General features: G+C 59.0%; 20 protein-coding genes. 12 read left to right on the top strand and 8 right to left on the bottom strand.

What is annotated here, in order from left to right:
* Positions 1–34 precede the first annotated feature (34 nt).
* Entirely contained in the window at positions 35–238 is a 204-nt protein-coding gene (locus NKF06_RS09005) for a hypothetical protein (protein ID WP_042666063.1), read from the bottom strand.
* Positions 239–395: 157 nt separating this feature from the next.
* On the opposite strand from NKF06_RS09005, the gene NKF06_RS09000 reads away from it, so the two are divergent.
* Both NKF06_RS09000 and NKF06_RS08995 read left to right on the top strand, forming a co-directional pair.
* Positions 396–1,505, top strand: a complete 1,110-nt coding sequence (locus NKF06_RS09000; RefSeq protein WP_004971103.1) for a GTP-binding protein — start codon at positions 396–398, stop codon at positions 1,503–1,505.
* The gene (locus tag NKF06_RS08995) at positions 1,502–1,981 is read left to right on the top strand and encodes a TIGR04206 family protein (RefSeq protein ID WP_253245199.1); all 480 of its coding nucleotides are present in this window, start codon (positions 1,502–1,504) and stop codon (positions 1,979–1,981) included. The genes NKF06_RS09000 and NKF06_RS08995 overlap by 4 nt, the downstream gene beginning before the upstream one ends.
* A 7-nt stretch (positions 1,982–1,988) precedes the next feature.
* Here NKF06_RS08995 and NKF06_RS08990 read toward each other — a convergent pair whose 3' ends face one another.
* The gene (locus NKF06_RS08990) at positions 1,989–3,431 is read right to left on the bottom strand and encodes an MATE family efflux transporter (protein ID WP_042666070.1); all 1,443 of its coding nucleotides are present in this window, start codon (positions 3,429–3,431) and stop codon (positions 1,989–1,991) included.
* A gap of 136 nt (positions 3,432–3,567) precedes the next feature.
* Between NKF06_RS08990 and NKF06_RS08985 the strand changes: the two genes are divergently transcribed.
* The 3 genes from NKF06_RS08985 to artA all read left to right on the top strand — a co-directional run bounded on the left by NKF06_RS08985 (position 3,568) and on the right by artA (position 8,215).
* Complete coding sequence (locus tag NKF06_RS08985) at positions 3,568–4,347, top strand: VOC family protein (RefSeq protein WP_058828107.1); 780 nt, start codon at positions 3,568–3,570, stop codon at positions 4,345–4,347.
* Between the two features lie 225 nt (positions 4,348–4,572).
* Positions 4,573–7,146 carry an ArtA-dependent S-layer glycoprotein gene (locus tag NKF06_RS08980; RefSeq protein WP_253245198.1) on the top strand — a complete coding sequence of 858 codons (2,574 nt, stop codon included), beginning with the start codon at positions 4,573–4,575 and terminating at the stop codon, positions 7,144–7,146.
* A 148-nt stretch (positions 7,147–7,294) separates the two neighbouring features.
* Entirely contained in the window at positions 7,295–8,215 is a 921-nt protein-coding gene (gene artA, locus NKF06_RS08975; protein WP_058828109.1) for an archaeosortase A, read from the top strand.
* A 21-nt stretch (positions 8,216–8,236) separates the two neighbouring features.
* Here the strand turns inward: artA and dph5 are convergent, their stop codons facing one another.
* Entirely contained in the window at positions 8,237–9,046 is an 810-nt protein-coding gene (gene dph5, locus NKF06_RS08970; protein ID WP_253245197.1) for a diphthine synthase, read from the bottom strand.
* Positions 9,047–9,211: 165 nt separating this feature from the next.
* Here dph5 and NKF06_RS08965 point away from each other — a divergent pair, with 165 nt between their 5' ends.
* The 4 genes from NKF06_RS08965 (at position 9,212) to NKF06_RS08950 (ending at position 13,134) form a co-directional block, all read left to right on the top strand.
* Positions 9,212–9,739, top strand: a complete 528-nt coding sequence (locus NKF06_RS08965; protein ID WP_198526062.1) for a DoxX family protein — start codon at positions 9,212–9,214, stop codon at positions 9,737–9,739.
* 86 nt (positions 9,740–9,825) lie between these two features.
* A complete protein-coding gene (locus NKF06_RS08960; RefSeq protein WP_058828111.1) occupies positions 9,826–10,035 on the top strand; it encodes a hypothetical protein in 210 nt (69 codons plus the stop codon).
* Positions 10,036–10,328: 293 nt separating this feature from the next.
* Positions 10,329–10,772: a Rieske 2Fe-2S domain-containing protein gene (locus NKF06_RS08955; protein ID WP_042663208.1), complete on the top strand. Its 444-nt coding sequence runs from the start codon at positions 10,329–10,331 to the stop codon at positions 10,770–10,772.
* A 1,054-nt stretch (positions 10,773–11,826) separates the two neighbouring features.
* Positions 11,827–13,134: a tyrosine-type recombinase/integrase gene (locus NKF06_RS08950; protein WP_115828059.1), complete on the top strand. Its 1,308-nt coding sequence runs from the start codon at positions 11,827–11,829 to the stop codon at positions 13,132–13,134.
* Here the strand turns inward: NKF06_RS08950 and NKF06_RS08945 are convergent.
* The 3 genes from NKF06_RS08945 to NKF06_RS08935 are packed head-to-tail and all read right to left on the bottom strand — an operon-like array spanning position 13,092 to position 13,848.
* Positions 13,092–13,253 carry a kinesin gene (locus NKF06_RS08945; protein ID WP_253245196.1) on the bottom strand — a complete coding sequence of 54 codons (162 nt, stop codon included), beginning with the start codon at positions 13,251–13,253 and terminating at the stop codon, positions 13,092–13,094. The genes NKF06_RS08950 and NKF06_RS08945 overlap by 43 nt on opposite strands.
* The gene (locus NKF06_RS08940; RefSeq protein ID WP_253245195.1) at positions 13,250–13,519 is read right to left on the bottom strand and encodes a hypothetical protein; all 270 of its coding nucleotides are present in this window, start codon (positions 13,517–13,519) and stop codon (positions 13,250–13,252) included. Before NKF06_RS08940 ends, NKF06_RS08945 begins: the two co-directional genes overlap by 4 nt.
* The gene (locus tag NKF06_RS08935; protein ID WP_253245194.1) at positions 13,516–13,848 is read right to left on the bottom strand and encodes a hypothetical protein; all 333 of its coding nucleotides are present in this window, start codon (positions 13,846–13,848) and stop codon (positions 13,516–13,518) included. Before NKF06_RS08935 ends, NKF06_RS08940 begins: the two co-directional genes overlap by 4 nt.
* A 393-nt stretch (positions 13,849–14,241) precedes the next feature.
* Between NKF06_RS08935 and NKF06_RS08930 the strand changes: the two genes are divergently transcribed.
* The gene (locus NKF06_RS08930; protein WP_253245193.1) at positions 14,242–14,535 is read left to right on the top strand and encodes a type IV toxin-antitoxin system AbiEi family antitoxin domain-containing protein; all 294 of its coding nucleotides are present in this window, start codon (positions 14,242–14,244) and stop codon (positions 14,533–14,535) included.
* A 484-nt stretch (positions 14,536–15,019) separates the two neighbouring features.
* Positions 15,020–16,198, top strand: a complete 1,179-nt coding sequence (gene tcmP / locus NKF06_RS08925; protein ID WP_253245192.1) for a three-Cys-motif partner protein TcmP — start codon at positions 15,020–15,022, stop codon at positions 16,196–16,198.
* Here tcmP and NKF06_RS08920 read toward each other — a convergent pair.
* Positions 16,178–17,215 carry a radical SAM protein gene (locus NKF06_RS08920; protein WP_342766457.1) on the bottom strand — a complete coding sequence of 346 codons (1,038 nt, stop codon included), beginning with the start codon at positions 17,213–17,215 and terminating at the stop codon, positions 16,178–16,180. The two genes, tcmP and NKF06_RS08920, sit on opposite strands and share 21 nt — an antisense overlap.
* Positions 17,216–17,406: 191 nt before the next feature.
* Between NKF06_RS08920 and NKF06_RS08915 the strand changes: the two genes are divergently transcribed.
* Complete coding sequence (locus NKF06_RS08915) at positions 17,407–18,672, top strand: radical SAM protein (protein ID WP_253245190.1); 1,266 nt, start codon at positions 17,407–17,409, stop codon at positions 18,670–18,672.
* A gap of 132 nt (positions 18,673–18,804) precedes the next feature.
* Here NKF06_RS08915 and NKF06_RS08910 read toward each other — a convergent pair.
* Positions 18,805–19,546 (bottom strand): hypothetical protein (locus NKF06_RS08910; RefSeq protein ID WP_253245189.1); only part of this gene is annotated, 742 nt, incomplete at its 5' end.

Raw genomic sequence — 19,546 nt, 5'->3', positions numbered from 1 at the left:
GGACTGTGTGGTAACAAGCCCTTCGGAACCGAGACTAGCGCAGGGAGATGCCCTGCCGAGTGAGGAAGTCGCTGACCGCACGAATCTCGACCGGGCTCCCGATGATTCGGCACGTGCCGCCGTCCTTTCGGTGGACGGAGACGATGAACTCCGCTTCGAGGTCGTCGCGCACGCTCTCCAAGAGGTCGCAGGGGAGCACGATTTGCGTGCTGTCGCGGAGCGTCCGGGGGTCGGGCATCGGTGTTCATCGGGCGGTCGAAGGGGTCGTGTATAACCGTGCCGAAACTCGTCTCTCCGCGCACGCGAGACCGGCGCGATATCCGACGCGTCGGCGAGGCGGAATCTGCCGCGCGGAAGGAAAGGGTTTTTCGACGGACGCGGCGGAACTGTTGACGATGGGACTGGAGGAGGAGATCGAAGATATCCGCGAGGAGATATCTAACACGCCGTACAACAAGTCGACCGAGGCGCACATCGGTCGGCTGAAGGCGAAACTCGCGGAACTGAAAGAGAAACTCGAAAACCAGAGCTCGGCCGGCGGCGGCCAAGGGTACGCCGTCGAGAAGACCGGCGACGCCACCGTCGCGCTCGTCGGCTTCCCCAGCGTCGGCAAATCGACGCTCATCAACGCGCTCACCAACGCCGACAGTGAGACGGGCGAGTACGAGTTCACGACGCTCAACGTGAACCCGGGGATGCTGAAATACAAGGGTGCGAACATCCAGATACTCGACGTGCCGGGCCTCATCGAAGGGGCCGCGGGCGGGCGCGGCGGCGGGAAGGAAGTCCTCTCAGTCGTCCGCACCGCCGACCTCGTCGTGTTCATGCTCTCGGTGTTCGAGATAGAGCGCTACGAGCGACTGCAACGGGAACTCTACAACAACAAGATTCGGCTCGACACGTCGCCGCCGAACCTCTCTATCAACAAGAAGGGCAAAGGCGGCATCAACGTGACCAAAAGCGACAGTGTCGACCTCGAAGAGGAGACCATCAAGGGCATCCTCCGCGAGCACGGCTTCGTCAACGCCGAAGTGACCCTCCGCGGCGAGACGACCATCGACGAACTCGTCGACGGCATCATGAAAAACCGCGTCTATCTGCCCTCTATCGTCGCCGTCAACAAGGCCGACCTCATCGACAAGGACTACCTTCCGACCGTCGAGGAGAACCTCCGCGAGGTCGGTCTCGACCCCGACGAGGTCACGTTCATCAGCGCCGAAGCCGAGAAGGGACTCGACGCGCTCAAAGAGGAAATCTGGGACGCCCTCGGGCTCATCCGCATCTACATGGACAAACCCGGCCGCGGCGTCGACTACGACGAACCGCTCGTCCTCCGCGAGGGCGACACCATCGACGACGCCATCCACGAACTCGGTGCCAAACTCGACGAGCGGTTCCGGTTCGCCCGCGTCTCCGGCCCGAGCGCGAAACACGACGACCAGCAGGTCGGCCGCGACCACGTCCTCGCAGACGAGGACGTGCTTCGAATTATCGCCCAGCGGTGACGACCGACTCGGCGGCTCGGTCGGCTTCGCGGTCGCCCGCGCGCCGCCGCCTCCAGCTATTCCTCGTCTTCGTCCTCGGTCTCGTTCCGTGGTCCGTCCAGACGTTCACGACCGGAGCCCTCACGCTCCTGTTCCCGTGGGGGATCGTTGGCCCCTCGACCGGGAGCGTGACGACCATCACCGACTTCTTCCTGCGGTTTACGATGGGGCTTCCGGACTACATCCTCGTGTGGCCGGTCGGCGTCGCCTGTTATCTCGTCGCGCTCGGAAGCACGCTCTCGGGCGCGCTGTTCGACCGCGAGGACGTTCGACTCACCGCGGCCGGGCTCGCGCTCGCCGGCGTGACTCAGTTAGAGGTCGCCCGCGGCTTTTCGATCCAACCCGGTCGAACCGCGTGGCCGGTCGGTACCGTTCTCCTGTGGGCCGTGGCAGGATTCATATATTGGTCACGCGTGGGCGGGCGCGACCCCCGGTGACGCCGCTTCAGTCGTCCGCGGCCGTCTTGGGGCGGTAGTTTCTGCTGACGGCCTTCCACGTCCCGGTCTTGAAGCGGTAGTAGTTCAGCGCCGCCGGAATCGTCGTCTCGGCGAGGAACGCCAGATAGAGTCCGGTGAGCCCCAGCGAAGTGACGGAGCCGATGTAGGTGAGTGGAATCGACCCGAGGAACATCCCGACGAACTGGCTGCCGAACGTCCAGCGGGTGTCGCCGCTGGCGTCGAGCGGACCCGCGGAGCCGCCGGAGACGCCCTGTAAGATGACGGCGATACAGGCAACGTAGACAAGGTCGATGGCGATGGGGACCGCCGGGTCCGCCGGGTTGTCCACGAACCCGAGGACGATAGGGCGGGCGAATATCGCCACGAGCGCCGCCGAGACGAGGTACGTGGCGACGGCGAACCGAATGACTTCGTTGCCGTAGACCTCGGCGGTCTGTTCGTCGTCTTTGCCGAGCGCCTGCCCAACGAGACTCGACGACGCTAGCCCGAAGCCCCAGCCGGGGGTGTTCATCAGGCCCCAAATGCGGCGGGCGATGACGAACGCCGCGACCACGTCGGGCCCGAAGCTGTCGAGGATAGCGAGCATCGGGAACTCGGCGACGGTCCAGACGAGTCCGCGACCCATCACGGGAAGTCCGATTTTCACGAGGTCGATGAGCGTCCCGGGGTCGACGAACGACCCGAACGGATCGATGGTGACGGGGAACGCCCCGACGCCGGGGAGCGACCCCCGCGACAGGCCGACCGCGAACGCGCCGGCGACGACGACGTTCGAGAGGACCGTTCCGAGCGCCGCGCCCTCGACGCCCATGTCGAGGCCGAAGATGAGCACCGCGTTGAGGACGATGTTGATGACCGCGCCGCTCGCTCGGAGCGTCATCGCGGTGTACGCGTCGTCGGTGCCGACGAGGACGCGGCTTCCGATGAGGTTCAGGCCGGCGAAGGGGACGCCGAGACCGACGATTCGGAGGTACGCCGCCCCGAGTTCGATGGCCCCTTGATCGCTGCTCAGCACGGAGATGAGCTCGGTGGGGAACAGCCAGAAGACGGCCGTGACGGGGAGCGTGGCGACGACAGTTAAGAGCGCGCTCGACCGCACCGCGAGTCCTAACTGGTCTATCGCGTCCGCGCCGAAGCGCTGGGAGACGAGTGCGATGGTTCCCCCCGCGATACCGCCACCGAGTGCGAAGGCGAGCCCCCAGTACGGCCCGGCGAACCCGACGCCGGTGATGGCGACGGTCCCCGAGGCGATCCCCACCATCGCCACGTCGACGGCGTTCTTCGACATCCGGGCGATGCCGGTGACGACGCGGGGCCACGAGAGGTCGGCGATACGGACGGCGCGCTCACGGTCCAGGAGACCGAGCCGGGCGAGCGCGAGCCCGATGCCGAGGATGAGGAGGCGAACGGGGTTGGGGACCGGAGACACTGCTGAATCGTAACTTCGGGGAGTACTTATGCACCTCGCAACGGACCGAAAAGTTCCGGTAGACGGCGTGTGGCAACCATCGACGGTGGGTTCCGCGTTCGGTACGTTTTTCGCCGACGCGACACATCACTCGGGTATGTCCGGAACCCTCGACCACGTGATGATTCGCGTCGAAGACCTCGAGGAGTCGCTCGACTGGTACACGACCCATCTCGGCTACGAGGAGAAGGGTCGCTGGGAGGCCGACACGTTCACCAACGTCTACCTCGGCCCCGAGGACCTCCACGAGGAGGGCGCGGTCCTCGAACTCACCTACAACCACGGCGACCACACCTACGAGATGGGCGACGCGTGGGGCCACATCGCGGTCCGCGTCCCCGAGGACGAACTCGAATCCTCCTACCAGCAGCTCATGGACGAGGGCGTCGAGGACTACCGCGACCCCGAGTCCTGCGGCGGCCGCTACGCGTTCGTCAAGGATCCCGACGGCCACGAAGTCGAAATCGTCAAGCGCGACCACGGCGCGAAGTGGAGCCTCGACCACACGATGATTCGCGTCGAGGACGCCGACGAGGCGCTCGGCTTCTGGACCCGTAAGTTCGGCTACGAACACACCGGCCGCTGGGAGTCCGACACCTTCGCGAACTACTTCATGAAGCCCGAGGGCGCGGCCGAAGAGGCGATGGCCGTCGAACTCACCTACAACTACGACGGCCGGAGCTACGAGATGGGCGACGCGTGGGGTCACCTCGCAGTCAGCGCCGACGACCTCCACGACTACTGGGAGACGCTCATGGAGCGCGAGGCCGAGGACTACCGCGACCCCGAGTCCTGCGACGACATGTTCGCGTTCACGAAGGACCCCGACGGCCACGAAATTGAGGTCATCCCGTCCGACTTCGAGTCACCGGAATAACATATAGTATTTTCAACATCGGTCTTTTCTTGTCTTTTAATTGAACGTTCGTCTTGTAAGACATTCTCGTTAGAGATATTTTCCACAAAGTATTTACTTCGGCTCAGGAGAGTCGCTTTCGTACCCCTACCCAAGGTGAAAGTCAGCGAGTAATCCCGCGCCCGACCTACCCACGGGCGAACGGGGTAGAAAGCTGTTTCGCCGCTTATAGACACATCTATAACAATGACAGCAAACAAACAAGTTCGCGCGGTTCTGCTCGCTGCGCTGATGGTTTTCTCGGTCTTCGCCGGGTCCATCGCGTTTACGGGCACTGCTGCCGCATCGGCTACGTCGGCAACGGTATCTTCTGATACCGTCGACAAAGGCCCATCTGCGTCCGTTGAAGTCACAGTTGACTCCAGCGGTAACGACAGCGTTCACGCATGGCTTGATCTGAACGACGACGGATATTATAACTCCAGTGAACCATCCACTACGGAGTCGTCTCCGTCCGGAACTAACGACATCCTTTCGCTCTCTATCCCGCAGAGCGTTTCTACGGGCGACTACAACGTCTCTGTCGCAGAGAGTGCAAGCCTGACCGCAGGTACGACGCAGCAGGAGGTTTACGATGAACTCACCATCAACACCGCCAACCCTGCTGACTTCGGCTCCGCCATCCACTACGACGACGGTACGCCGAAGGTCGAAGTTGCCTTCGACGAAGACGTCTCGGTCGTCGAGATGAACGTCACCGACGGCGAGACGAACCTCTCGCAGTCCGCGTCCGTCTCCGGCGGACAGGTCAACGTCACCCTCAGCCAGGTCTACACCGAGGACCTCGAAGTCACGTACAACGTGACCGACTCCTCCGGTAACGCGGCCACCGGCACCGAGGACGTTACCTTCGCGCCCGTCTACGTCGCGAACAACTCCAACAACACGGCCTACCAGGGCTCCACCGTCGCGGTCGTCGCGGGTGCGACGAACACCGACGTCGAAGTGGAGGGCACCGACGACGACAACAGCTACCAGTTCTCCGGTTCCACCGGCGAGAACAGTCAGGTCTTCCTCTTCGAAACCGAAGGTAAGGCCCTCGACACCTACGAGTTCACCATCGGCGGTGCGCAGCAGGCCCAGGTTGCCGTTCGCGACCTCGGCTTCGAGCTCACCGTTGACGACCTGAACATCACGACCGATGACGGCATCGAAGGCACCGTCTCGGCCAACGCGGGCGGCCGCACCGTCGACGTCGTCGCACTCGACGACAACGGTGACGAGGTCGACGGCACCGAGACGACCGTCACGCTCAACGGGCAGGGTGAAGCCGACTTCAACCTGAGCTCGGTCGAAACTGGCGAGTACACGGTCGAAGCGACCGACGCGTTCTCGGGCGTCACGCTCGAGTCCGACACGGTCACCGTCTCGAAGGCCAAGGACTCCTCGGGTGACTTCACGTCGTCCGTCATCAGCGAACAGGTCGGCGACGTCGCCGAAATCACCGTCACGCTCGACGGCACCGACGACGCGGAGATTCAGATCGGTGCGAACGAGCTCGGTTACAGCGCCAACGTCTCTGTCACCGACGACAACAACGACGGCGAGGTCGTGCTCCTGTTCAACACCTACGCGCCGAGCAAGACCTCCTCGTTCGACGTTGACGACAGCGACGACGAGTACACGGTTCAGGATATCTCGACCGATATCTCCGGCAGCGACACCCTCGACGCCGGCGACTACGACCTCGAAGTCTCCACCGGCGGCGACGCGGACAACGTCGCGACGCTCGTCCTCGAAGAGCGCAGCACCGAGAGTGTCTCCACCTGGACGGCACCCACGGGTGCTGACATCACCGAGACCGAAGACGTCTACGACGCAATTGAGAACGAGAACCTGACGCAGACGGACTCGCTGGCGAACGGCGACGTCGTCGTCACGCAGGTCACCGCGACGGGCCTCGAAGGCGCGTTCGACGCGTCGAACTTCGACGCCCTCTCGGGCACGCAGTTCAACCTCACGGTCGAGCAGACGAACCCCGGTCCGAACCGCGACGCGAAGGTCCTTGGTATCAACAGCTCGAGCGCCACGATCATCGCTGACGGTGCCAACGACACGTACTTCATCGTCTACGACCTCGACGACATCTCTGCTTCGCGCACGGACTACTACGACAACACCTCGACGCTCTACGAAGTCGAGGACGACGACGCGTTCAACGCGACGTTCACCGTCCTCGAAGACGGTGACCTCGCCGAAGACGACGAGTCGGCCTCCGACGAGTTCGAAGTCGTCGAACCCGAACTTGAACTCGACCAGGACGAGTTCGCAGTCTCCAACGCCGCCGAGCAGTCCATCTCGGGCACGGCCACTGTCGCCCCCGGAACGGAACTCACCATCCGCGTGAAGTCCGACGGCGACACCCAGCCGCGCTTCCTGAAGACGGCTTCGGTGTACGTACAGGCTGACGGTACGTTCTCCTCCGCGTTCGACTTCTCGGAGCAGAACGTCAACGACACGTTCGAAGTGACGGTTTCGGTTGACTCCGGCACGGCCGCTGACGCGACCGCTGACGGCATCGTCGGCGAAGCCATGGAGACGACCACGGCCGCGGAGACGACCACGACCGAGGAATCCACGGAAACGACCACCACGGAAGCGTCGACCGAGGAGTCCACGGAAACGGCAACCGCGACCGAAGAGCCGACTGAGGAAGCCACCGAGGAGACCACCGAGTCCAGCACGCCTGGCTTCGGTGTCGTTGTCGCCCTCGTCGCGCTCGTCGCCGCTGCGCTCCTCGCAGTCCGCCGCGACAACTAACGACCGCTAATCCACTACCGGGGTTCTCCCGGTCCCCTCAACACTTCTTTATCGACTGCCTACACAGCGGCGGCGCTGTGCGGTCGGTCGGACGGCCCCCGTGCCCGGAACGACAAGGGATTTATTCGCTCCACCGCATCAAACACGTATGCCCGGTCTCCTCTCCGACATCCTCGCGTGGGTGGTTATCGGAACCTTCGTCGCCGGCGCGGTCGTCAACGGGCGGAACCGCGACCTCGGGCGGCGGGTGATGTCCGCAGCGTGGGTGTTGTTTGCGGTCTTCTGGCTCCAACTCATCCCGCATTTCACGCTCGTTCACAAGAGCTACATCGAGGGTCTGTTGACCATCGCCGCCGTCCCGGCGTCGCTTTACGCCGGGTGGCTCCTCTACAACGGCCGCGACACGCTGTTCGTCCTCTCGCGGGCCGTCGCCGCCATGGGTGTGGTCTACCTCCCCTTCGAGACGATTCCCGCGCTGACGCTGTTCGGGACGACGATCCCTGCTCCCCGCGGCATTCTCATGGAGTCCGTCGCGGCGCAGACGCGCTTCCTCATCGAATCGCTCGGGTACACGCCGCAGATGATTCCCGGCGACGAGGGCTACCTGAACACGTTCCTGTGGATGCGGGGCTCTCACCGAATCGAAATCTCGGTCGTTCTCGCCTGTACCGGCCTCGGGAGCATCGCCATCTTCGCCGGCCTCATCGCCGCCGTCGACGCCCCGATGCGCCGGAAACTCCGCGGACTCGCCATCGCCGTCCCCATCATCTACGCGCTGAACCTGCTTCGGACGACGTTCATCACCATCTCGGTCGGCAAGCAGTACTTCCAACTGTTCGTCGACGAAGTGCTGTTCCTCTTCGGCTCGTCGGACCCCTACATGGTGTCGTTCTTCATCTCCGACCGCATCATCAGCCAGGCGCTCGCGGTCGTCGCGCTCGTCGGCATCACGTATCTCGTCGTACAGGAGGTGCCGGAACTCCTCACCGTCATCGAGGACGTGCTCTACATGGTGACCGGCGAGGAGTACGACCTCAGAAGCGAGTTAGGGCTCGACGGGCGAGCGTAGTCGGTCCGTCCCGTTTTCTCTTCAGTTTTCGTCGTCGAACAGTTCCTCGGGCGCGCCGCCGAGCGCCGAGAGCGCGTCGGCCTCGACGTGGTGGACCTCGCCGGGGATGACGAGCATGTGCAGCGGTTCGCCGAAGTCGCGCTCGGCGAGCGCCGACAGTCGGTCCGCGGCGACGACGGGGTCCGGACTCCCGGCCCGGCAGACGGCCACGCCGAGGGCGTCGCCGTCCCAGTGTTCGGCGAAGAGTTCGGCGGCGTAGTCGGCGGTCATGTACTGGTCGCCGTCGACCTCGACGCCGCGGCGACCCTCCCAGTCGACCTTGATGTCGAGGTAGACGAGCGTATGCAAGCCGAGTTCGCGGTTCGCTTCGAGGGAGTCGACGACGCTCTTCGGCACCGGGTCGCCGCCGTGAACGTACGGGAACGGGAGCGTCACGGCTTTCCCGAAGCGGTAGTTCTGGAGACCGGTCAGACCGCTGGCGGCGGACTGGGCGGTCACACCGTGGATGAGTCGCGTCTCGATACCGCGTTCTTCGGCTCGGAGACGCAAGTCGACGTGCGTGGTCGAAATCATCGTGTCGCCGGCGGTGAGGAACGCGACGTGGTCGTCTTCCGCGGCGTCGAGTATCGGTTCTGGGTCCTGTTCGACGCCGGCGCGGTCGCGGACCTCGATGTCGATGTCGTGGTAGGATTCGAGTTCCTCGACGGTCGCGCCGACGAGGTGACTCGTGTAGAACTCAGCGAAAGCGCGGTCGGCGTCCGCGAGCGCCTCCCGCCCTTCGACGGTGATGGAGCGCTCGTCGTACAGACCGAGACCGATGAAGGTGAGCATGTTCGTGTTCTGTCGCGGGCGATGATAAGCGGCGTGACCTCCGGTGAGTCGGCCGATACCCATTGTGTGAGATTACCCAACACACTTTATTGTAGTGGAGGAAAATATTACCTCCGTATGTCAACCGATAGTCGTACACTAGAGACGGAGATGTTCGGACGCGCGGTGCGATTCGACTACTCGGAGCGGTGGGTAGGCTACTCGCTTTTCCTCCTCAGAGTAGTGATGGGGTGGACGCTGTTCCAAGGTGGCATCACGAAGCTCGTGACGTATCTCGATGCGGACCCCTCGAACAACTGGACTGCGGCGGGCTACCTCGCCAACGCGATTCCCGAGGGGAACCCCCTAATGGGGCTGTGGAGTTCGATGGCGGGGAGTCCGCTCATCGACATGCTGAACATGTGGGGCTTGACACTCGCTGGATTAGCCCTCATCCTCGGCGCATTCGTCCGGTTCAGCGCCTTCTGGGGCGCGGTTATGATGCTGTTCTACTGGGCAGCAGCGCTCGAAGGCGGCATCCTCGCGGGGCTTCCGCTGGCCCACGGTTGGGTCGTCGACGACCACATCGTCTACGCGGTGTTGCTGTTCGGCCTCGGCGCGTTTGGCGCGGGCCGCATCCTCGGCGTCGACGCCTACCTCGAAAACATGGAGTTCGTGCGGCGTAACCGGTGGATGAGTCTCGTTATGGGCTGACTTCCACACGGCGGCGACCACTTTTTTGAAATCTCTCGTGGACGGACCCGACGGAACTTTCTCGACTGCCGCGTTTCGTTCGACTGATGTCGATTCCTCGTGCGACAGTTTCCTGTCCGACGTGCGGCCTCGAAGAGCGCTTCTCGAAGCTCGCGGACGCGCGTCTCCGAATCGAAGAACACCGCGCGGAGACCGGACACGACCCCACGTGGGAGTTGGGTCGGTTCGCACCCGGTGTGGAGAAGATGGGCGACGACGCGGGCGTGTGCGGCGTGAACCCCGACACGGACCGCTGAGTCGGTGGGCCGCAGACTCGAATTCTGTCCCTCCGCCCGTCGAGCGTCGAGTCAGCGGATATGAGATTCATAACAATACGACATTCCCTCGAACGAGTGGGTATGTGGTGCGAACGCTGCGGACGAGATACGACGGTCCGGAGACACGCGGTAGACGAGTTCACGGGATTCCTCTGTAGCGACTGTCGCGTGGTGTGGGACCGATTTACGTCGGCGTAATCGGTGGGCCGGACCCGAACTCCCCGGCGTCGTCGCCGATAGCTACTTTTCGACACGGTCGATAGCTGTGTCCGATGGTCAACGGAACACGAGTCGCGGCTGTGGACGATGTCCCCGAAAACGGGTCGTACCTGTTCACCGCGGAGGACGCGTATTCGCGGACGAAAGAGCTCATCCTCGTCCGGTGCGACGACGGGCCGGGCATCGAAGCGTGGCCGAACACGTGCACTCACGAGAATCAGCGGTTCGACCGCGGGACCGGCGCGGCGATACGTGACGGCGAGATTATCTGTCCGAAACACGGGTCGATGTTCGACGCCTGTTCCGGTGCATGCGAAAACGGCGAAGCGGCAGGTACCGCTCTCCCGGACGTGGACATCGCAGTCGCCGATGGCGACGTTTTCCTGACCGACGACGAGTACACCTATCTCTACGAGGGCGCGGCGGAAAACGGTGAAGACGAGGACGACGACGAAGACGACGATATCCCGAGTTCGACGTCACACATCGGGTTTTGAGCGTCCCTTCGGCGTCCCCGTTGATTGGGTCGTCCGTCACCCCGAAAGTCGGACGATGACTGACCAGTAGAAACAGACGGTCGGCGAGTACCAAGCCGAACCCTCGGAGTTGCTCTTCGTTCCGGCCCGCTCCGTGTCGCTCAGAGCCAAGAGGGCCGCCGAATCTCGACGTTGTGGTCCGGTGCGGTCTCGGTCGTGGCTTTCGGAACGCCTTCTTCGCCGACCGGCCACTGTCCCGAGTCTGCGGTGTACGACGAGCATGGTCTACCCACGCTCGGTGCAACTGACCGACGAGAATGGCCGTCAAACACGCTGCAAAAGGGGCGACAAAGGGAACCCCCGCGACGGTGGCTCATCCATGGGAACCCCACCACCACGCTGATTTGTCGGGACACCCTCCACGCCGCGAGGCATGTCAGTGTACGGCCACAGTAGCCATAACTGTTTATCCAATTGTCATGTTTGATGACGATCTGAGAAAGCGAGTAATCGCTGCCAAGCCAAAGCGATGGGGGCTCGCGACAGTAGCCATTGTCAGAGGCACCCACCACTAGTGTATGTCTGGCTACTGTGTATGTCGCGAGCTACCTAGGAGAACGCGCGATTCTAACATAATTGTTTATGTGGTATTCATGCTCTGAGATTGTTAGAAACAGTAATTAGTTGTCAGTATCGTCGTTCGGTTTTGCGAGGATGTGTGGATTTAGCGGAATTTCGTGAGTACGGTGAGTTCACATCGTGTTGTCGAGGAGCTCGGTTGGTCGATTAATGGACACTGCGCCGGATCGTCTTCCGCTGCTGACTGAGTACGGAGTGATCACGCGCGACCACCGCCAAACCGGAGACCTCTGTCTCCGAGGTTAAGTTGTGGGATGATGAAGGAATCAGTAGAAGCCCGTGGAGGGGATTGTGAACCACACTCGCAACGCTCCACGTTGCTCGCTGGCTCAAATCCCTCCACGCGAGGCTCTTCAATCGTACTGTGTTCGGTAGAAAGAGCCGGTGGAGGGCTCTCAACTGAACCTTTACCAGCCCATCGACTGTCGATTCTCACATGCCTTCCGACCCGAAGCAGTCGGTCGCGACCCTCCGGAAGAAACTCCGGAACGGAACCCGCGGCGGCTGTGACCGCGACCGCGAACTCCTGCTCGACTTCTCGGACGAACTTCGCCTGCTGCGCGAAGACTACGGTCACTACCGACACGAGAAGCTCCTCAGGCACAACGTCCGCATCAGCGAGAACGCGGAGACGTGTCTCCATGAGACGCTCGTGCGGGAACGCGACGGCGATGCCGACGACGAGGAGACGTTCTACGACGCCAAGGACGCCGCGAAGGTCGTCGTCCGCTGGATTCACAGCACCTACGACATCGAAGACGGCTCCCAAGAGACGAACCGCGACTACCGCGTCGCCTTCCGACTCTTCGCGAAGCACGTCACCCGCGGGGACGACATTCCGGACACGCATTCGTGGATTTCGACGAAGACCAGCCGAGACTACCAGCCCGAACCCGACGAGGCCGACATGCTTGACCTCGAACGCGACGTCGAGCCGATGATCGAGGCGGCGCGGAACCCCCGCGACAAGGCGCTCATCGCGCTGCAGTTCGAGGGCGGCTTCCGCGGCGGCGAACTGTACGACATGCGCGTTGAGGACATCACGGACGGCAAGCACTCGCTGAAGGTCCGCGTCGACGGGAAGCGCGGCGAACACGACGTCCACCTCATCGTGGCCGTCCCGTACGTCAAGCGCTGGCTGGCCGAACACCCCGGCGACCACGAAGACTACCTCTGGACGAAGCTCACCGAACCCGAGCGGTTCAGCTACACGCGTTTCCTCCAGTGCTTCAAGGCCGCGGGCAAGCGCGCCGAGATTCGAAAACCCGTCACGCCGACGAACTTCCGGAAGTCGAACGCCTACTGGCTCTCGACGCGCGAGAAGTCCCAAGCGTTCATCGAGGACCGACAGGGTCGCGCCCGCGGGTCGCCCGTCATCTCCCGGTATGTCGCGAAGTTCTCCGGCGAGACACAGGAGATTCAGTACGCGGCGATGCACGGTCTCGAAGCCGTCGAGACGGAGACGAAGGAGCTCGCGCCCGTCACCTGCCCGCGTTGTGAGAAGGAGACGCCGCGGGAGCGCGGCTTCTGCATCCATTGCAACCAGTCGCTCGACATCGAGTCGAAGGAACTCCTCGACCGCATCGGCACCGCCATCGACGACAAGGTGGTCGAGGCGGACGACGCCGACACCCGTCGGGACCTGCTGCGCGCTCGGCGGACGCTCGACGAGCGCCCGGCGATGATGGACACCGAGGAGCTTCACGAGTTGGCCTCTCGATTCTCTCTTTCCGACGAGGCTTGAAGCGCGATTTCGAACACGCGCCCGATGTCGTCGTCTTTGAACTGCTCGTAGAGCCGCTCGAATAGCTCGCGCTCCTCATCGGTCAGGGTGTCGCGCGGCGGCGACTCGGCGCGGCTCATGGGTCGACCCTCCGGTTGGGGCGGTGGGGACAGTCGCGGCGTTCACCGTCCTCGTCGGGACCGCGGTTGGCCGCCCGACCGTGGCCGTACTCCGTGCGGTCCGGGCCGACGGTAATCCAGAAGCCGCAGACCGTGCAGTAGGCGGTGTGGTTCGGATTCGTCACCGGGACGAGGTGGTCCGGGAGGTCGGTGTCGGCGTCCTCGTCGACCTCGGCCTCGAAGCGCCCGCAGTTCCCCCGCGGCGGGACGGCCTCGGTGGGAATCATTCGTCGCCTCCGGCGAGGTTGTACTTGCGGACGATGAGTCCGTCGCGGAACTCGCTGGCGCGTTCGGCGGCGGCTTCCAGCGCGGTCGCGAGCGCTCGGGCCTGTTCGGGCGTGAAGGTCGTCGCCGTACTGAGGCTTCGGAACTCCTCGCCGACCTCGAAGATGACCGAGCCTAGGGAGGCTTCGACGTAGAGGTGGTTCACGCGGTCTTCGACCTCTGCGGAGATGCTTTCCCTGACGGTCGTCGATTCGATGTCGAGCGTGACGGCGAGTTCGTTCGCGCCGGCGTTCGCTTGCGCGTCGGGGACCGGCGATTCCCAGTCGCTCATTGGTTTCCTCCGGTGAGGTCGCTCGCGCGAACGAATCCGAGTTCGCACCCACACGGGACGACGGTGTGTCTGCCGGGAGCCGAGGTGGTGAAGCCCTCGATGGACGTAGTGCAGACGGGGCAGTTCGATTGGTTCGGTGCTGCTGCTGGCCGTGTGACCGACGAATTAAGTCGGTCGTGCGTGTATTCGGACATGGCTTCGGAAGTCTCGATTCGGAAGCCACGTGGCGGGTGTTCCAGCACCCGTCGCACTCTACTGCTGTGCGAACATGGCTTCCAATCCCTCGTTATAGTCTATTCTACTTAACCGTTACTCAGAAAGTCTTAGTGAACAACCTTGATACCTGAACGACTATCTGTGAAGTCTTGTTAGATACCAGTAATCGGTGCAAATATGCCCATCGTAGACTCTTCATCTGATAACATGCGCAAGGCCGCTGAGTGGATGGTTCCGTCTGATGACCGAATCTTGGAACTGATTCGGGAACACGGGAATCTGACGCCGCAAGCGATTAACGAACTCGGTGGCCCTGTCCCCGATCACGCGAGTACTCGCTGCTCGAAACTCGTGAAACACGGTCTCCTCACCCGAATCAGTCGGGGTCTCTACGGTATCACCGACGACGGACTCGCGTACTTGGACGAGGAGCTGGACGCCTCGACGTTGGAGCCTGTCGACGACGAGTAGTTGTTTCTGTGGTGTTTCGCTGTTCGTGAGCACGGCACGTTAACCGAGGCCGGTTGGTTAGAAAGGGTTGGTTGGGTTGTGTCCGGATTGGCCGTATGGATATATTATCGGTCCAAATCACGTCATGTGGATCTGTTGAACTCATTCAACGTTGACATTAGAGTGAGTTGCTCCTCCCATGGTTTCCGCGGATGCTGTTGGTAACTTGCTCCCAGAAAATCGCCAGATATTATGAGGTTTTCAATAGAGACAATAGATTGAGATTCCTCATATCTGTTCTGCTAATCGTAATTCTCTGATAAACTGATTAGAACTATTGGTAGCCAGTTTGAGAGGAGATTTAATTGCTAAGCTGAAAGAAGGTTGCGAATATAAAAGATAATTATATTACTGATAATGTGTCATCGTGTGAACTTTTATCATCTAGGAGGCTGCCAATAAGACTATAAACTGCCTGGCCTTGACCAGTCGACTCATCTGAACCATGCTTGACGACGACGACGAAAATAAGTTTGAGATGAAGGGCCAGACAGAAATGAAACATCGTATTCTCAAAGCATATCTGAAACCTTGGCTCAGAAAGATCAGTCAGGTTGATTCTACCCTACTATTTGTGGACGGGTTCGCTGGTCCCGGAAGATATACTGATGACTCAGAGGGATCTCCGCTATTGGCGATGGATATGGCAGATGCCATTGTGAAATCGCTTGATCGTATTGAGGAGGTTAAGTGTGTTTTCGTAGAACTTGAACCAGAAAACCACGCGCAACTTAGCCAAGAAGTGGACGCTAAGCGAAAGAAGGTTGATGATCGAATCTCCGCCACATGCAAAGAGACTGGTTTTGAGTCTTGGGCTAATGAGTTCATTCAGGAGCACACTTCAAAGACCCCTCCACCTGGTCTAATCTTTATTGACCCGTTCGGCTATAGTGGAATTCCATTCGATACAATCTCTGAGTTGTATCAATTGCGTGATGGTGCATGGGAAGTCTTGATCACATTCATGGCTGGGAAGATGGCCCAGTGGATGGAAGATCAGAATCACAAACAAGCGATAACAAAAACACTTGGAACTCCTGATTGGGAATCTGAGATACGTCCGTCTCTGTCAAAGGACGAACGTGCTGAGAAGTTTTCATCTTTTTATCAACGACAGTTGCGAACCAAAGCTGGTGCGAGATATACCATGCCGTTTGAGATGAAAGAAGAGAGTAAGAGACAGATATGCTATTACCTTATTCATGCCACAAACAAACTTGATGGCCTTGTGGTGATGAAAGAAACAATGTATAATGCCGGCGCTGATGACAAGTTTGCATACCTTGGTCCAGATCATAGTGGGTACGATGATAGCCAGATGTCGTTCACTCAGTTTGGGGGAACTGATAACTTCGACCAACAAGTTGAGGATTTTGCAAATTCATTACACGATCGATATAAAAATGAAGAGATGTCCTTTAGAGACCTGTTGGAAGTAACATTTGACAAGAATATATTTAAGTTAACTCACTATCGTTCTGCTTTTGATATTCTTAGTGAAAGAGGGGAACTAGATGTTGTGCACAGACCACATCTGAAAGACGGAAACAAATCTAGTGGATACGGACTTGATGATTTACTACAATTCCAAAAACAAAGTTCCTTAGCTGACTACGGTTTCTAGTTTTGGTGCAGTTTCTGTTGGTAACTCACGATTGCCAAACGGCTCTGGAGACTGTCTATTTCGCCATTCAGTAAGCCAATTTGATGTTTCATCATTGGTACGCTTAATTAGTTCTTTGTCCGGCCAGAGATGAACCGGTAGCCCCAGTTCTTCGCCAATCTCTTGAACAGTTTGTAAGTGATCTATAGCATAATCAACCCACGTACTTACGTCCCTTAGCTCAGCGAGAGCGTCCGCCAGTTCATCCTCTCCAGCATCCCGTGCTGCTTCAACCGTCATATCAAAGTTCGCACCCCGTGGATTGATTGGCTCGTGGAAAATCACTGCCGGATCGCACTCCGAAATCTGCACTAGTAGTTTACGAATGTCTCTTCTGTCCATTGTTGGGTAGGTGGGACTCATACTCACAAACGTCTGGACACCTAATTCATTGAATTCTTTTAAACCTCTCAGGCGGTGCTGCGGAGCAGGTGCACTAGGTTCAATAGCTGCGACGTGCTCGTCATTCATTGACGGGATAGATGACCCAATTGTAACGTATTCACCACCCTCAACAAACACGTCATGGTCCTGCAGTGCAAGTATTGGATTCCGGGTCAACACTCTCGCGTATTCTTCATGAGTAGTGAGAGCGTCAACAACCTCTCTGGTGATCGCACCAGCTCTCCCATCCATATAACAATCTGTAGAGAACGATATGCCAACTACGCCCCGCCCGAATTCTGTTCGTTTCCACTTACGTTTTCTTGGAAGGTGTTCTCTCAGCCTTTGACCTAATTCATCACGGTACAATACATAGGACCCCCACTCTCGTTGGGTATCTTTGACACTCAATTCCTCTTCAAGCATATCTGGTCGAGTACGAATGTTTGGAGTACTCGGTACGTAGCAAAACTTACAGCCGTGCCTGCACCCGGTCGCCACGTTAACGACGTAGTCACAGAGATGCTTGGAATGGAGTCCCGACTCGCTCAGTATTGCTTTTGTTGGGTCTTCTCCGGTTCGAGTATTGTTCATTGTGTTGTTTAGTTTCACTCCTGAGTAGTTATTCGCACCACACAGTAGGCCATGATACTTTAATCAGAGATTGGTTGATAGGCACTTAAATTCCAAGTAGTCCTTGGCAACACTCTGACCAGTTTTACTTTCACTCTACTATTTACTCAACTATTAGGAGTTAGCCGATTGATACATAGTTGTGAGCGCCAATGCACCTCGAGACAGAGCGAGATCCAGATGGTGGCTGGTACGACAGAGAGATCAAACTCGTCGACGAGGATGGCGCAATTCGTGAGGAGTTCGGTAAAGATCCGCTGTTAGGCGAACTTCGTGAGGCTGAGCGTCGACACGGGCAGCGAATCAACCTCTGGCAGCAGGGTCTCGTTTGTCACGAGTGTAGCAACCAAATCAATGATCGGTTCAGCACCGACCAAGATGGTCACCTCCTGTGTTGGGACTGCGCAACGACTGTCGACCATACCGAGCGCGGCTCTCTTCGCATGGGCGTTGATACGACGAAGAGCGTCCTCAGCCAGTCGAAGCTATTCAAGAAGAGCCTCTGCGACTACGTCGTCAATGTCGCAACTGGCTGTCGACACGGGTGCAAGTTCTGTTACGTCCCAAGCACACCGGCCATCGACAGTCGAGACGAGTATCTGCAGTCACAGGCGGGCGTTGAGGACCCACAGGCTGAGTGGGGCCAGTATGTCCTCTACCGTGATGACCTCCCGGAGCGCGTCCATCAGGGCCTCCAGAAACGACCACCGGAGACATGGGAAACGACAGACCGTGGTCGAGGTATTGTTATGCTCTCCAGCGGGACCGACTGTTATCAGGATAGACGCGCCGCACAGATCACTCGCGGCGTCGTTGATGAACTCACGAGTGCCGGTGCATCGGTTCGGATTCTCACCCGAAGTCCGAACATCACTCGTGACTTCGATTTATTCCAGCGTGCTGGCGACGCCGTAAGCATCGGCACCTCGATTCCCAGCTTTGACACGGCTCTCGTGAAGGCTATCGAGCCGAATGCACCACCGCCACAGGCTCGGTGGGAAGTCCTTGACCAAGCGTTTCGGCACGATATTCGTCGCTTCGTCTCGTTCTCCCCCACGTATCCGACAATGGACCGCGATGACATCCGCGAAGCGCTCAATTGGTTCCGTGCTATCGACCCCGAGGTCGTCTTCCACGAACCCATCAACCCCCGAGGGATGAACTTCGAGCTGTGCGTTGACGCACTACGCGACGCCGACTTCGAAGCAGCAGCGTCAACGTTTGAGGAACTACTCGACCGAGAGACCTGGGTTGAGTACGCGCTTGAACAGATTCAGATGGTTCGCGATGTAGCTGCGGAACTCGGTGGACCGACTATTCACACGTGGCCCGATCGGGAACTAATCGGGTCGACGAGTGGTGAGACACGAGAGCGGTTGGTGAGAATGAAGAACAGAGTATCTGACGAAGAGTGGTGACACCCTAGAGCAAACCATGTGACAGACTCAATCAAGACAGTTGGTTAGTTACAGAAGACCAGATGAACGACGACAAAACCATGCTTAACAATTCGCAGCCGATTGTTGTCAGAAAACCAATTTCTGAATTGGTTACCCGTCTAATTCATCTGTTGAATCTTCTAAAAATGCAGCCATAATGCTGGACCATTCTCGCCTCTGTTGACTGTAGAATCGACTGACATTTTCGTTTGTATAATACATGTCCTCTGCTTGTGCAAGTGTGTATAATAAGAGATCAAGATAGACTTGTAATTCGGGGTTCTCCGATTCGGCTTCTTGGTATACTTGCCGATAGAACCGGTGCTCTCTATTGATTGTGACATCCATCTGAGAACCCTTGTGAGTCATCTCATAGAAATTCCCACTACCCAGGACGTCTATTTTTTTGTTAATTGACCGATCTCTCTGGAACCGTTGTCGTATCTCGTCTATTCGGTCTTGCTTCTCATCATCATCTAATTCTGAATCTTCTACTTCTTGGATTTGGCGCTCTTTCTCTTGCTCTTGTTCTTCTAATTCCTCTTCGGTTGGCGTGTACGAACTTGGTCGTAGTCGCTCTAGTGTTTTGTTGGCAATTTTCTCAGACGTGCTCTCTTTTCCAACATCTCTGTTATTTAAACCTGCACGAACATCTGCTCTTTCGTTTTGAATCTCACGTCCTAAGCTTGTGAGTATACCTTCTAGGCGTTCGTTTAGCTGGTCCCGAAGTTCAGGGTCTAGTGAAAATCGGCTTTTGTTTGTTTGTACCCCAAATTTATCATCCAATTCGGCTGGGAAACGGATTTCACCGCGGAAGTAGTTATATCGGTTGTCTTTGTGTAGAGTTGGAGTG

Origin of the sequence: Haloferax sp. AB510 (assembly GCF_024136985.1) — an archaeon.
Classification (GTDB): Archaea; Halobacteriota; Halobacteria; order Halobacteriales; family Haloferacaceae; genus Haloferax.
Note: the sequence above shows the minus strand (reverse complement) of the source record. Positions and strands in the feature narration are given on the sequence as shown.

Coding starts and splice junctions, on each gene's coding strand:
- NKF06_RS09005 (WP_042666063.1), bottom strand. CDS start 238: ATGCCCGACCCCCGGACGCTCCGCGACAGCACGCAAATCGTGCTCCCC.
- NKF06_RS09000 (WP_004971103.1), top strand. CDS start 396: ATGGGACTGGAGGAGGAGATCGAAGATATCCGCGAGGAGATATCTAAC.
- NKF06_RS08985 (WP_058828107.1), top strand. CDS start 3,568: ATGTCCGGAACCCTCGACCACGTGATGATTCGCGTCGAAGACCTCGAG.
- NKF06_RS08980 (WP_253245198.1), top strand. CDS start 4,573: ATGACAGCAAACAAACAAGTTCGCGCGGTTCTGCTCGCTGCGCTGATG.
- artA (WP_058828109.1), top strand. CDS start 7,295: ATGCCCGGTCTCCTCTCCGACATCCTCGCGTGGGTGGTTATCGGAACC.
- dph5 (WP_253245197.1), bottom strand. CDS start 9,046: ATGCTCACCTTCATCGGTCTCGGTCTGTACGACGAGCGCTCCATCACC.
- NKF06_RS08960 (WP_058828111.1), top strand. CDS start 9,826: ATGTCGATTCCTCGTGCGACAGTTTCCTGTCCGACGTGCGGCCTCGAA.
- NKF06_RS08955 (WP_042663208.1), top strand. CDS start 10,329: ATGGTCAACGGAACACGAGTCGCGGCTGTGGACGATGTCCCCGAAAAC.
- NKF06_RS08950 (WP_115828059.1), top strand. CDS start 11,827: ATGCCTTCCGACCCGAAGCAGTCGGTCGCGACCCTCCGGAAGAAACTC.
- NKF06_RS08945 (WP_253245196.1), bottom strand. CDS start 13,253: ATGAGCCGCGCCGAGTCGCCGCCGCGCGACACCCTGACCGATGAGGAG.
- NKF06_RS08940 (WP_253245195.1), bottom strand. CDS start 13,519: ATGATTCCCACCGAGGCCGTCCCGCCGCGGGGGAACTGCGGGCGCTTC.
- NKF06_RS08935 (WP_253245194.1), bottom strand. CDS start 13,848: ATGAGCGACTGGGAATCGCCGGTCCCCGACGCGCAAGCGAACGCCGGC.
- NKF06_RS08930 (WP_253245193.1), top strand. CDS start 14,242: ATGCCCATCGTAGACTCTTCATCTGATAACATGCGCAAGGCCGCTGAG.
- tcmP (WP_253245192.1), top strand. CDS start 15,020: ATGCTTGACGACGACGACGAAAATAAGTTTGAGATGAAGGGCCAGACA.
- NKF06_RS08920 (WP_342766457.1), bottom strand. CDS start 17,215: ATGAACAATACTCGAACCGGAGAAGACCCAACAAAAGCAATACTGAGC.
- NKF06_RS08915 (WP_253245190.1), top strand. CDS start 17,407: ATGCACCTCGAGACAGAGCGAGATCCAGATGGTGGCTGGTACGACAGA.